This window comes from Microtetraspora malaysiensis (assembly GCF_001528665.1).
Lineage (GTDB): Bacteria > Actinomycetota > Actinomycetes > Streptosporangiales > Streptosporangiaceae > Microtetraspora_A > Microtetraspora_A malaysiensis.
On sequence record NZ_BBYJ01000008.1, the window covers coordinates 423,102 to 435,760 of the forward strand.

At 69.3% G+C, this 12,659-nt stretch carries 11 protein-coding genes; 9 read left to right on the plus strand and 2 right to left on the minus strand.

What is annotated here, in order from left to right; translation table 11 throughout:
- The first annotated feature begins 76 nt into the window (after nucleotides 1-76).
- Nucleotides 77-3,826 (plus strand): S8 family serine peptidase, encoded by a 3,750-nt coding sequence (locus tag AWQ71_RS12155; RefSeq protein ID WP_067131470.1) that lies wholly within the window; start codon nucleotides 77-79, stop codon nucleotides 3,824-3,826.
- Nucleotides 3,827-3,901: 75 nt separating this feature from the next.
- Here the strand turns inward: AWQ71_RS12155 and AWQ71_RS12160 are convergent, their stop codons facing one another.
- Entirely contained in the window at nucleotides 3,902-4,855 is a 954-nt protein-coding gene (locus tag AWQ71_RS12160; RefSeq protein WP_067131473.1) for a helix-turn-helix domain-containing protein, read from the minus strand.
- Nucleotides 4,856-5,232: 377 nt separating this feature from the next.
- Here AWQ71_RS12160 and AWQ71_RS12165 point away from each other — a divergent pair, with 377 nt between their 5' ends.
- The gene (locus AWQ71_RS12165) at nucleotides 5,233-5,850 is read left to right on the plus strand and encodes a hypothetical protein (protein ID WP_245658233.1); all 618 of its coding nucleotides are present in this window, start codon (nucleotides 5,233-5,235) and stop codon (nucleotides 5,848-5,850) included.
- Between the two features lie 23 nt (nucleotides 5,851-5,873).
- Here the strand turns inward: AWQ71_RS12165 and AWQ71_RS12170 are convergent, their stop codons facing one another.
- Nucleotides 5,874-6,791 (minus strand): LysR substrate-binding domain-containing protein, encoded by a 918-nt coding sequence (locus tag AWQ71_RS12170; RefSeq protein ID WP_245658234.1) that lies wholly within the window; start codon nucleotides 6,789-6,791, stop codon nucleotides 5,874-5,876.
- A gap of 113 nt (nucleotides 6,792-6,904) precedes the next feature.
- Between AWQ71_RS12170 and AWQ71_RS12175 the strand changes: the two genes are divergently transcribed.
- The 7 genes from AWQ71_RS12175 to AWQ71_RS42615 all read left to right on the plus strand — a co-directional run.
- Nucleotides 6,905-7,456, plus strand: a complete 552-nt coding sequence (locus AWQ71_RS12175; RefSeq protein WP_067131479.1) for a peroxiredoxin — start codon at nucleotides 6,905-6,907, stop codon at nucleotides 7,454-7,456.
- A complete protein-coding gene (ahpD, locus tag AWQ71_RS12180; protein ID WP_067131482.1) occupies nucleotides 7,456-7,992 on the plus strand; it encodes an alkylhydroperoxidase, AhpD family in 537 nt (178 codons plus the stop codon). The genes AWQ71_RS12175 and ahpD overlap by 1 nt, the downstream gene beginning before the upstream one ends.
- A 277-nt stretch (nucleotides 7,993-8,269) precedes the next feature.
- Complete coding sequence (locus AWQ71_RS12185; RefSeq protein WP_218001746.1) at nucleotides 8,270-8,644, plus strand: hypothetical protein; 375 nt, start codon at nucleotides 8,270-8,272, stop codon at nucleotides 8,642-8,644.
- Between the two features lie 687 nt (nucleotides 8,645-9,331).
- Nucleotides 9,332-9,562, plus strand: coding sequence for a hypothetical protein (locus tag AWQ71_RS12190; RefSeq protein WP_157570304.1), 231 nt, complete (start codon nucleotides 9,332-9,334; stop codon nucleotides 9,560-9,562).
- Between the two features lie 416 nt (nucleotides 9,563-9,978).
- Nucleotides 9,979-10,188 (plus strand): DivIVA domain-containing protein, encoded by a 210-nt coding sequence (locus tag AWQ71_RS12195; RefSeq protein ID WP_067131487.1) that lies wholly within the window; start codon nucleotides 9,979-9,981, stop codon nucleotides 10,186-10,188.
- Nucleotides 10,189-11,464: 1,276 nt separating this feature from the next.
- Nucleotides 11,465-11,743 (plus strand): hypothetical protein, encoded by a 279-nt coding sequence (locus tag AWQ71_RS42610; protein ID WP_067131492.1) that lies wholly within the window; start codon nucleotides 11,465-11,467, stop codon nucleotides 11,741-11,743.
- Nucleotides 11,744-11,991: 248 nt separating this feature from the next.
- A partial coding sequence (locus AWQ71_RS42615; protein WP_169806552.1) for a DUF222 domain-containing protein occupies nucleotides 11,992-12,659 on the plus strand: 668 nt, incomplete at its 3' end.

Sequence of the window (12,659 nt, forward strand, 5' to 3'; positions counted from 1 at the left end):
TCGTTGGTCTCTCCTTAACGAAGCTTTGCCCTGCCGGTACCGAACCCCCCGTACCGGTAAAGGAGAGCCATCGCACATGCGCATCAGACGTAGTACGGCGCTGCTCAGCGTCGCTATCGCCGCCACGCTCGTCGTGGCCGGCACCGGGAGCGCGTACGGCGAGTCACCGGCCCCCATCGCGGGGGTCACCGGCCTACCGGCGCCGTTGACCACCACCGCGCGGGTCACCCTCATCACCGGCGACCAGGTCACCGTGACCAGCCAGGAGGGCAAGCCGGTCTCGGTCGCTGTGACCCCGAACAACCACTCGGCCGGCGACCTGCGCACCTTCTCGGTCGGCGATGACGTGTACGTGATGCCGAAGGAGGCCGCGTCGCTCGTCGGCTCCGGCCAGGTGGACAAGCGACTGTTCAACGTCACCCAGCTGATCGCTCAGGGCTATGACGACGCGCACAGCGCGTCGATCCCGACGATCGTGGGGTACCCGGAGAACACCGCCAAGAAGGCCGGTGCGCCGAGCGCGCCCAAGGGTGGCAAGGTCACGCGGAGCCTGCCGGGAATCCGCGGCGCGGCCGTCACCGTGGACAAGAAGCAGGGCGACAAGTTCTGGGCGGCGGTCGCCGACGACACCGCCACGGCGGGTACGCCCAAGACCAAGCTCTCGGGCGGCATCCAGCATCTGTGGCTGGACGGCAAGGTAGAGGCACTGCTCGACAAGAGCGTGCCGCAGATCGGCGCCCCCGACGCCTGGGCGGCCGGGTACGACGGCACCGGCGTCAAGGTCGCGGTGCTGGACACCGGCATTGACCAGAACCATCCCGACCTGGTCGACAGGATCGCGGAGAGCCAGAGCTTCGTGCCGGACGAGACGGTGCAGGACGGCCACGGCCACGGCACTCACGTCGCCTCCACGATCGCCGGCTCCGGCGCGGCGTCCGGTGGCAAGTACAAGGGCGTCGCGCCCGGCGCCAAGCTCGCTGTGGGCAAGGTGCTCTCCGACGACGGCTCCGGCATGGATTCGTGGATCATCGCCGGGATGGAGTGGGCCGCCCACTCGGGCGCGAAGGTCGTCTCGATGAGCCTCGGCGGCGGGGCAGGCAGCGACGGCACCGACCCGATGGCCATGGCGGTCAACCGGTTGACCGAGGAGACCGGCGTGCTGTTCACCATCGCCGCCGGGAACAGCGGACCGGGGTCGACCACCGTGGGCACCCCCGGCGCGGCCGACGCGGCCTTGACCGTCGGTGCGGTCGACTCCGCCGACGCGGTCACCGACTTCTCCAGCCGTGGCCCCCGCGGGGACGGCGCTCTCAAGCCGGAGATCACCGCCCCCGGCAGAATGATCGTCGCAGCCCGTGCGAGCGGCACCACAATGGGGACGCCGGTGGGCGACAACTACACCACCGCGAGCGGCACGTCCATGGCCACGCCGCACGTGGCCGGCGCCGCCGCGATCCTCGCCCAGGAGCACCCGGACTGGACCGCGGCGCGGTTGAAGAGCCAGCTGATCAGCACGGCGAAGACGACCGCCGACGCGTCGGTGTATGACCAGGGCGCCGGTCGGGTCGACCTGATTCGGGCTACCAATCAGACGGTCTTCGGGTCGGGCGTGGTCGACTTCGGCCTGATGGACTGGGACTCCGCCGGGCATCCGGTCACCAAGCGGATCGGCTATGTCAACGACGCGGACCAGCCGGTCACGCTCACGCTGGCGGCCAAGGGCGCGGACCTGCCGGCCGGGACGCTCACGCTCGGCGCCGAGACGGTGACCGTGCCGGCGCACGGCTCCGCCGAAGTGCCGGTCACCGTGGACACGGCGGGTGCGGCGGAGGGGCCGCACGGCGCGCACGTCACCGCCACCTCGGCCGACGGCCAGGCGGTCGTGACGACCGCGGTCGGCTTCGTCAGGGACGTGGAACGCTTCGACGTCACGTTCAAGCTGACCGGCCGGGACGGCAAGCCGGCCACCGGCTTCGCTTCCGTGCTCGACTACGACTTGGAGAATTTGCACTTTCCGGAGGAGCTCTACCCCGGTGACGACGGCACGGTCGCGGCGCGGCTGCCGCGCGGCGAGCACACCTTCGGGGTGGAGATGTCCGAGTACCGCGCCGACTGGCGCCACTTGGAGTTCACCTACGGCGCGGAGCCGAACATCATCATCGATGGTCCCCAGACCATCACGTTCGACGGCAGCACGGCCGGCCCGGTCACCATGACCACCCCGAAGCCGACCCAGACGAACAGGGTCCGGGTGGGTCTGGCCACGCGGCACTCGGTGGACGCGAAGGGGTACGGCCGCGAGGTGCATCTCGGCGGCGAGACGCGGGTCTATTCCATCCCCTCGCAGCGGGAGAACGACAGCTTCGAGTCGCGCGTCGGGTGGGACCTCACCGCGCCGGACGTCCAGGCGCGGATCGTCGGCCCCGGTGGGGGGCCGATCGAGCCGGCGTACTTCCGTGGCTTGGTAGGCTCGGCGCGCATCGACGGCACGCTGACGCTGCCCGTGGTGGACGCCGGCACCGGCCGGCCGGAGGAGTACGCCGGGAAGTCCGTCAAGGGCGGCCTGGCACTGGTGAAGCGCGGCGACGACCTCACCGAGATGCAGCAGGTCGACAACGCCGCGGCGGCCGGGGCACGCGCGATCATCGTCTACGACCACTTCGACACCGCTGACGGCTGGCTTGGCGAAACCTGGAACCGGGAGGACACCCCGATCCCGGCGATGACCCTCTCCGGCACTGAGGGAGCCCGGCTGGCAGCGCTGGCCGGCAAGGCCAAGGTCCAATTCAAGGGGACGGCGGCGAACCCGTACACCTACACGCTGATGAAGTATCGGCAGGGCGGCATCCCCGCCGACCAGCGTTACCAGGTGCGCGACAACGAGCTCGCCACGGTCCAGTCGACGTTCCACGCCTCGGCGCCCGGTACGGAGGCCTCCTACGGCCGGACGTTGCACTCGCCGATGCAGAGCATGGCGTACCCGGTGAACGAGCGGACCGTCATCCCGCGGCCTCCCCTCACCGAATATGTCACGGCCGGCCTCGAGTCAGAGGAGCTCCTGCGGATCGGTGGCGTGTGGGAGGCCATGCCGGCCTCGGAGTTGACCGATTGGACGGTGCTCAAGGCCGGTCAGCGGGTGTCCCGTGACTGGAACAAGGCGGTCGTCCGTACGGCGCTGGCGAGTGGACACGGAAGGGCGGCCCTCCGGGTCGGCGATGTCGCCTCGATGAGCGTGAGCGGGTTGTCCGACACGGCGCCCAACCAGTTCAGCGTGGGCTCTGCCAGCTGGGACCAGGTGTTCGCCATGGTGTATCGGGACGGACAGGCGCTCGGGTACGCGAAGTCGACGGACTTCGCCTGGCCGGCCGTGCCGGAGCGCGCCGAGTACCGGGTGGTGCTCGACGTGCAGCGGGACCAGCCGTGGTGGACGACCTCGACCAAGGTGAACACCGATTGGACGTTCCACTCCGAGCATGCCGAGGGCGAGACACAGCTGCCGGTCATTTCGGTCGATTATGACGTCGATGTCGACCAGACCAACAGCGCCTCGGTGAACGGCCCGCTCCGTGTCGGGCTCGGTATGCGCTACCTGAAGGGCATGGCCAACCCCCGGATCACGGAGGCGAAGCTGTGGACCTCCTACGACGACGGCGCCACCTGGCAGCCGGTGAACGTCGCCTCCACCGGTGACGCGGCCTTCACCGCCGCGATCACGAACCCCAAGTCCGCCAAGGCGGGCGGGTTCGTCTCGCTGCGGGTGCAGGCTGTCGACGCGGATGGTAACTCGGTCCTGCAGACCGTGACCCGCGCGTACAAGCTGCGGTAGTAGCCAGATCCAGATGGGCCGGGGCGCCTCCGTCCGCTCGGCGGGCGGGGGCGCCCCTGTGCCATTCGAATCGGCTCACGTCGGGATCATGCCGGACTGGGCGGCGTACCAGGCGAGTTGCATACGGCTGTGGGTGCCGGCCAGTTTCATGAGCCGGCGGATCCGTCGCTGTACGGTGCGTTCGCTGGTGCCGAGCCGGCTGGCCACCATCTTGTCCGGCATGCCGGACAGCAGATATGTCATCAGCATCACGTCGACGTCGTCCCATGCGGGAACCCCCTCGGTGATACCCGCGGAGGTGAGCCGCAGGGGCGTCGCGGCCTGCCAGACCCGCTCGAAGAGTGCCACCAGCATGTGGACCAGGGCCTGCCCCCGGACCAGGAGGAATCCGGGATGGACGCTCGTCTGGTCGGGCAGCGTCGGCAGCAGCACCGCCTCCCGGTCCACGATGATCATTTTTCCGGGCAGCTCGGGGGCGATCCTGACCCCGAACCCGCGCTCGAGAAATTTGCCGATGCCGGCCGGCGTTCGCGGATGATCGAGAGCGGCGCGCTCGTATACGTAGCGGTAGGTGACCTGCGCGTTGGTGGAATCATCGGGGTCGACGTCGAGTACGTACGGGAGCCGGAAGAGGTTCAGCACTTCTCGTTTGGCGCCGCGCTCCAAGATGTTCAGCCAGGAGGTGACCTGCTCCGGCGTGGTGAGCACCTCTATCTCACCCGCGGTCGCGGCGGCTCCCGTCCGGTAGACCTCCACGAGCTCCGCCAGTTCGCCCTGGACCTGCCGCAACGCGGCCTGCCGTTGCGCGATCAGAGTGCCGAGCCCGATGTCGGGTGGTACGACCACGTGCACGCCGCTGTGATCTCGGGTGGCCAAGCCGAGCGCGACCAGCCGGGCCAGGGCGGCTGTCACGACCGCCATCTGCATATCCAGCACCTCGGCCGCGTCGCCGGCCGTCGCCTGGCGGCGTCGCAGCAGCTCGACGTAGACGGCCTCCTCCTGCTCGCTGATCCCCAGCCCATTCAGCATCTTCCATCACTTTCTGCCCAATTCGCGACATACGTCCCGGCGCTTACTATGCACCGTGCCCCCGGCGCGAGGCAGAGACAGGCCGGGGGGCGGCTGCTGCCGTCGAAACAGCCACGCGCCAGGGCTGAGCACACTCACGCCGCTCGCGTCCGGGCAGTCCGGCAAAGACGCCTTCTGGCACCTCGGCCGGCGGATCGATCTCCACGGACCGCCGGCGCATCGATGGATCTTTCGGGCGGATCCGGTTCGGCGGCGCTGGTCCCTGTTTCGCATGAGACATCCGCCGGACAAAGCGTGATTTACGGTAGGAAGGCATCGTGACCAATGATCGGCGGCACGGTGATCGACGACAGGACCGCTCGCGGGTGACCCGTTCCATGGCGATTCTTGTGATCGCCCTGGCGGTCGGGGCGGGATTCGGCGCGGCGACCTCCCTCGTGAACGCCCTCTCCCACAGCAACGCCGACCTGGAAAGCCGTGCCTACACCACCAGCGGGTGGTCGATCGCGGAAATCATGAGCGTGCTGCTCGACTCCGGCTGGGCTTGGGCGGGTTTGGCGGTCGCGGTGGGGTGGCTGGTCACCCGCGCCAGGGCGAGCCGTCCCAGCGCGCTGGCGCAGGGCGCCGCCGCCGGTGCGCTGGCCCTGCTCGCGGCCACGGCCGCCTACGGCATCGTGGACGGCATCCGTAACGGTGGGCAGTTGTCCGAGTCGCCTGTGTGGTGGGTCGCCAGCGTCGTCCTCGGAGCGCCCCTGGGTGCCGTCGGTGCGTGCGCCAAGCGGCCGGGAGTGATCGGTTTGCTTGCGAGATTGACCGTGCCGGTCGGCGCCGCCGTACAGATGGCCGTGCTCCCGCCCGGCCGGAACGAGGTGGTCCAGACCATAGGGAGGACGGTCGTGTGGACCGCGGCCGCCGTGAGCGTCGGCCTCGTCGTCGTCCGCTTCCTCCTCGTGGAGCGACGCCGGCGCTCTCTGGCGGCCGCGGAGTCGCCGTAGGAGGAGTCTCGGCCGCCGGGATGTCAGACGAGGCGGACAGGGAGGCGCTTGGCGCGGACCGCGGATCGAACGGTGTCGGCCATCCGGGCGTACTCACTGGCGCGCGGGGACGTGGCGCGATAGGCGAGGCCGATGCGGCGGCCGGGAGGGCGCGCGAACCGGCGCAGCGCGATGCGCACCCGCTTGCCGGTCTCGACCGGCACCGCGAGTTCCGGGAGGAGGGTCACGCCGAGGCCGCCCGCCACGAGCTGGACCAGCGTGGGAAGGCCCGCCGCGTAGGTGGTCATCGTGGCCTTCGTGCCGACCTCGCGGCAGACGTCGATGGCCTGCTCCCGGAGGCAGTGGCCCTGGTTGAGAAGCACGATGTCGAGCCCCTTGAGCACGTCGCGGCCGAGTGGCTCGGTGCCCGCGGCGAGCGGGTGGTCGTACGGCAGGGCGAGCAGGAAGTCCTCGTCGTACAGCGGCTTCTCGACCAGGCCGTTGGTGTCGGTGGGCAGGGCGAGCAGCACCATGTCGAGGCGGCCCTCCCGCACCTCTTCGAGGATCGTGTCCGTCTTGGCCTCGTGCACGGTCAGCTTCAGACGGGGGAAGTCCTTGGCGAACATGGGGAGCAGCAGCGGCAGCAGGTAGGGGGCGACGGTGGGAATCACCCCCAGATGGGCGGGGCCGCTGTACGGCTCGCGCGTCTCCGCGACGTCGCTGACCAGCTCGTCGATACCGGCGAGGATCCGGGCGGCGTGCGCGCTCACCCGCTCGCCCGCGGGCGTCAGCAGGACCTTCCGGGTCGTACGCTCCAGCAGGCGGGTCTCCAGGATCTCCTCCAGCGCGGACACCGCGCTCGACAGCGCGGGCTGGCTCATGCGCAGGGTCGCGGCCGCCTCCCGGAAGTGGAGATGGTTGGCCACCGCGAGGAAGGCCCGCAGCTGAGCGATGGTGGGCACTGCCTCACTGATAAGGATCACCTCTCAGATTAGTCCGACTGCTCGATTTCTCATATCAATGGTAGATGGGGCACTCTGAGCAGGACAACGTCGTCCTCAGGAAGGTGTCTGACATGCTCACCGTTGGTGACCAGTTCCCCGAATACGAGCTCACCGCCTGCGTCTCGCTGGACGCTGACAGCGCGTTCGAGACCATCCACCACAAGACCTACGAAGGCAAGTGGCGGGTCGTCTTCTTCTGGCCCAAGGACTTCACCTTCGTCTGTCCCACCGAGATCGCCGAGTTCGGCCGTCTGAACGACGAGTTCGCCGACCGCGACGCGCAGGTCCTCGGCGTGTCCGTCGACTCCGAGTTCGTGCACCACGCGTGGCGCAAGAACCACCCCGACCTGCGCGACCTCCCCTTCCCGATGCTGTCCGACATCAAGCGCGAGCTGTCCTCCGGGCTCGGCGTCCTCGGCGACGACGGTGTGGCCATGCGCGCGACGTTCATCGTCGACCCGAACAACGAGATCCAGTTCTCGATGGTCACCGCCGGCTCCGTAGGCCGGAACGTGAAGGAGGTCCTGCGGGTCCTCGACGCGCTCCAGTCCGACGAGCTCTGCCCCTGCAACTGGAACAAGGGCGAGGCGACGCTCGACGCCAAGACGCTGCTGGCCGGCTGATGGGGATCGGCAACCTGAAGGATGCCCTGCCGGCGTACGCCAAGGACATCAAGCTCAACCTCGGTTCCCTTGTCACCACGTCGTCGCTGAGCGAGCAGCAGCTCTGGGGGACGCTGCTCGCCACCGCCGTGGCGACGCGGTCGCCGAAGGTCATCACCGAGGTGTCCGCCGAGGCCGCCGACTATCTGTCGGCCGAGGCGTTCACCGCGGCGAAGGCCGCCGCGAGCATCATGGCGATGAACAACGTCTACTACCGGACGACGCACCTCATCGGTGACGAGACGTACACCACGATGCCCGCGAAGCTGAGGATGACGATCATCGGCAACCCGGGTGTCGAGAAGCTCGACTTCGAGCTGTGGAGCCTGGCTGTCAGCGCCATCGGCGGGTGCGGCACCTGCCTGGAGTCGCACGAGAAGGTCGTCCGCAACGCCGGCCTGTCACGTGAGCAGGTCCAGGAGGCCGTCAAGGTCGCGGCGGTGATCAACGCGGTCGCGACGACGCTCGAGGCCGAGGCCGTCTCCGTCGGGGGATGAGGCGGTCAAGCCGCTGAACGCGGCAGAGGACGGAGCGGCCGGGAGCTCGGAAGAGCGCCCGGCCGCTTCGCCGTCTGCCGGGGGCAATCGGCCGCTTCGCCCCCTGCCGTGAGCAAGCTGCCGGGAGCAAGCCGTCGGGGGCAAGGCGCGCGGACAGATCACGATAAATCGGGACAGCAGTAGCATGAGCGCCATGCACCCCCCGGCACCACATACGCCATGGAGTCAGCCGCCCCCACCCGCTCCCCCCGGGGCACCGGCGCATCTCGTCCTCGATGTGAAGCGGCATTGGCTCGGCTTCATGATGGCCGTGCTCACACCAAAGATCATGCTTAACGGCCACCAGATGCTCGGCCGGTGGGGCCGCAACATCATCCCGCTTCCTCCCGGTCAGTACCACCTTCACCTCCACCTGCCGTACCTCCTTCCTCCACAGATGGGTCCGGCGGACCTGATGATCTGGCTCCAGCCCGGGATGACGCTCGAACTCGAATACCGTGCCCCCATGTGGGCCTACTCCCGAGGCGCCCTCGGACCCGCCCCGCAGCCATGGAACGGAAAGGGCGCCGCGATCGCTCTGTCGGCGATCGCGGGGGGCATGCTTGCGCTCCTGCTTGCGCTGGTCGTTTTCGCGGCACTCTCAGTGGGCTGAGGCTCGGGGGCCCCGTGGAGCCTGGCCGTCCGCGCCATCGGCGGGTGCGGCACCTGCCTGGTTCTCCCTTCGGTGCGCCGACCGGTCCGAAGGTCAGGTCTGACGGCCGAACCGACTGGAATCGCGGCCTGGTCGAGATCGCACCGAGGGTCTGGCGACGAGAACCGGCCCGTGCCACGGTCACCCCTGCGGGTACCCTCGCCAGATGATCGACGCGCGCTCCGTAATCGGAACCACTGCCCTTCCTCGATGACGCGGACGATACGGTGCGCCGGGCGGCGGTCGGTGCCATGGGGCAGCTCATGCTCGCGCCCGAACTCGCCGAGTTCCGCGGCGAGCAGGCCCAGCGGATGCAACGCCTGGCGCGCCACCCGACCTCCGCGATTTCCGCGGATCGGGCGGCGGCCGCGCTGACCCTGGGCAACTGGGGCATCGCACCGCAGGCGTTCCTCGCCGACGGACCCGTCCGTACGCGCCGCGGCCGCGCTGGCACCCGCGCTGGACCCGGATCCGCGTGCGCTGGCGGAGATCAGGCGGGCGCTGGCCGATCCCGGCACGGCGGACGACTGGTTCACCGAGCACCTGCCGCAACTGGATGGAAAGCTCCGGTTCGGGCTCGTCAAAGCGCTGCTGCGTCGGACGCGGGATTTCGAGGAGATCCTGCCCGAAGCTCTGGCGGTGGCCCAGATGACGAGCACCTACCCGGTCGGCGCCGATTGGGGGCCGTTGCTGAAGCGCGCCTTCACGGAGCGTCACACGCCGGGCCGGCCCCTGACCACGGCGCAGCGGCGGTTCCTCTCCGCGATCGTGGACAACGACGAGTACTGGAGCGGCGTCGCCAACCCGTTGCTGTGGTTCGGGGACGCCGGTCTGCCGCACAACCGCGAGTCCTTGCGCACGCTGGTCTCCGCCACCTGATCGCGGATCTGCCGGAGAGGGCGCCTGTACCGACGTTGTCCGGTCCGCGTGAGGCAGTCGGCCGGTAGCCGACGACAGCCCTCAGATGGCTTCGGAGCACCGTCTCCGGTCGGCGGCCCACCCCCTGCAAGCCGGAAGCTGAGGGAAGGTGAGTCCTTCGATGTGAACTCTTCCCGGAAGGCCAGCGACTGTGGCGCGAAGAGGCCGTTGACCGGGCAGCCCTCGCAGATGAGGATCACAGTCACGGATCGATCCCCGCGGTGACGTCGGCAAGGGAATCGGATGCCAAGGCCGGTCATTGAGGACGATCCGCCGGAACGCGCGATGTTCGTAAGCCTGCCGAAACCGCTGGATATCAGCCGAACAGGGATATAGCCCCTGTCGGGGCTTATGTGACAGGAAGGGGCCATCGCCCAATGGGAAGAAAGCTCTTCGACGTGGTCTTTCGCGGCTATGACCGCCAACAGGTGGACGCGATCTGGGCAAGGGTCGACGCAAACGGGATCACCCGTGACGAGGTACGTGAAGCCGCTTTCGATGTGGTCGTCCGCGGTTATGACCGGCATCAGGTGCATGCCGCCCTGGCCGGCGTGGTCAAGACCTTCGAAGAGAGGTCGGAAGGGTAGCAGTCGAATTCTCACTCTTCATGGACGCCGCCGCCACGTTGACGCCGCCGCCACGTTCGCGATGGTCGCCCCGCCATGACGCATTGGACCCAGGAGGCGCCTGCCGTGAATGGTCAACCCGGCGGCAAGTCACTTCCCGGCCGGCGCTCCACGGCGTTGGCATAGCCGCTGTCCACCCACACCAGGCCGACACGCGGAAACACTCCGCGGATACCGGGCAGAACTCGGACGTGCCCGCCCGGCCCTGCGGCGAGGCCAAGTGCACCACCACCCGCAAGAACAAGCCGATCGTGTCCACCAATTGGTGCCGCTCACGGCCCCGCACCTGCTTGCGCGTCATGGCCGATCCGCTCGGCCCTCGCGGTTCTCGGCGGACGGTGAGTCCAGGGCGGCAAGGGGCATCGGGTCGCGGCCGCCTGCACGGACCATCGTCGCGCCCCTCAGCCGCACGGACCCGTGGTCGCGCTCCTAAACCGCACGGGTCCGTCGTCGGACCCGCAGCTACACGGACCCGTAGTCGCGCCCCCAGTCGCAGGCCCCGTGTGGGCGGCGTGGCGTCGCCGCTCGCGAATGCCCACCTATCGGAATGCCCTCCACGGTAGTCACAAATAGTACAAGCGTGACTACTTAGAGTTGCCTATCGAACGTGTGAACGATATCCTCGCAGAGGCTCGACCGTCAGACCGGGAGGGGAGGTGCGAAGAGATGATGCTTTCGGGTGGTGTGCTGCTGTCGCGCCGACCGGAGGACGTTCCTCCGTCCCGGCCGTCCGACGCGCCTTCCGCATCCCCGCGGCGGCGCGGGTCCAGGCGGCACAGGCCGTTCATCGGATCGGATCATTTCTCCGGTGACTCCTACGGAGCGGTGCTCCTCGACCGCGCTCGCAGTGTCGGGCTCCTCGATCACGCCCGCAGCTCCGGCGGCCGCGAAGGAGCCACTCATCCCGCCCCACACGACCCGGCCCACCCTGACGAGCGAGCTGCGCGGCGCGGCCAGCCGGACGCCACGGCGCACTCCGACGGGCGGGGTGGGCGACGCGGTGAGCCGGAGACGACGCACTCGTGGGCCCGTCGGCTGCTCGGCCTCCCGGACGCGCCGGAAGACCAGAAGCCTGACGGCGGGGAGGGGTCGCAGCGCCGCGGAAGCGATGGCGGTGCCCTTTCCGGTCGGGACGAGCCGTGGCCCGAATACGACCGTGACGACCTGTCGGCCTGGGACGGAATCTGGCAGGGCCGCCGCTCCACCCTCCACGAGCCATCGTCGAACGGATCCCAGCGTGCCGGTCGGGACGATCGGCAGCAGAACGTGGGTCGGCGTGGCGGTGACCGGTGGTCCGGTGGCGATGCCGCCGCCGATGGCCGGGGCGCTGATGGCCGGGGTGTCGGTGATGCTGGCCCGGCCGCTGGTGGTGGCCGCCGGGGCGTTGGTCGGGATAGCCAGGACGCTGTTGGACGGGGCACTGCCACCGACCGCCGAGACGCTGGTGCAGGCAGCGCTGCCGGTGATGGGCAGAACGCCACAGGCCCGGATGCTGCTGGTGGTGATAGCCGGGTAGCGGACTGGCCCGATCTGAACCTGGCCGGGCGCGATGTCATCGACCTGCTGGTTCGTGCCGAGCGGCTGGCCGCGGCTGCGGGGAAGGTGCCGGGCGAGACCAAGACCGGGTCTGGAGCCGAGGCCGAGACCGGTGTTGGCGCTCGGGCCGGTGTTAGCGCAGGGGCCGAGGCCGGTGCTGGTGTTGACGCTGGCACTGGAGCCGGTGGTGGCACCGGTGCAGAGACCGGTGCCGAGGTTGAGGTGGCGATGGCAGAGATCGTCGCCCTGGCCCGGGCGATCGATCTGGCCGAAGCCGCGATCGCCGCTCGCCTCCCGATAGCCGAAGCGGGGAAGGGCCACCACCTGTTCGGGCGGCGGTCGATCGGAGCGTGGCTGGCGGCAGCTACCGGGTCACGCACCGCCCGCGCCGGGGAACGTGTCACACTCTCCCGGCAACTTCCGCGCCTGCCGCACACCGCCGGTCTGTTCGCCTCGGGCCGTCTGTCGTTCGGGTATGCGGCGACGATCGCGTCCGCCACCCGGCATCTGGATGACGCCGAGACCGAACTTGCTGAGCCGATCCTGGTGGAGTTGGCGCAGGCGTCGGCGTCGACGGTGGAGGACGTGGCCCGCGCCGGTCAGACCATCATCGCGACGATCGACCCGGACGGGAGGCTGGCGCGGGCGGCGGCCAAGACCGAACGCCAGCACCTGACGATCTCCGACACCACCGATGGGATGGGCCGCGTCAGCGGGCTGCTCGACCCCGAGTTGAAGATGCAGCTAAAGCCCGGGCTGGAACCTTTGGCGGTCAAACCCGACAGCACCGACCTGCGTAGCCGCCCCCGCCGTATGGCCGACGCCCTCGCCATCCGCCTATCGCAGGGCGGGCGGCGGACCGTGATGCACGTGTCGGTGACCGAGCAGGCCCTGAC

Bases quoted from the DNA above. Each gene is read 5' to 3' on its own strand.
- AWQ71_RS12155 (WP_067131470.1), top strand. From the start codon at position 77: ATGCGCATCAGACGTAGTACGGCGCTGCTCAGCGTCGCTATCGCCGCC.
- AWQ71_RS12160 (WP_067131473.1), bottom strand. From the start codon at position 4,855: ATGCTGAATGGGCTGGGGATCAGCGAGCAGGAGGAGGCCGTCTACGTC.
- AWQ71_RS12165 (WP_245658233.1), top strand. From the start codon at position 5,233: ATGGCGATTCTTGTGATCGCCCTGGCGGTCGGGGCGGGATTCGGCGCG.
- AWQ71_RS12175 (WP_067131479.1), top strand. From the start codon at position 6,905: ATGCTCACCGTTGGTGACCAGTTCCCCGAATACGAGCTCACCGCCTGC.
- ahpD (WP_067131482.1), top strand. From the start codon at position 7,456: ATGGGGATCGGCAACCTGAAGGATGCCCTGCCGGCGTACGCCAAGGAC.
- AWQ71_RS12190 (WP_157570304.1), top strand. From the start codon at position 9,332: ATGACGAGCACCTACCCGGTCGGCGCCGATTGGGGGCCGTTGCTGAAG.
- AWQ71_RS12195 (WP_067131487.1), top strand. From the start codon at position 9,979: ATGGGAAGAAAGCTCTTCGACGTGGTCTTTCGCGGCTATGACCGCCAA.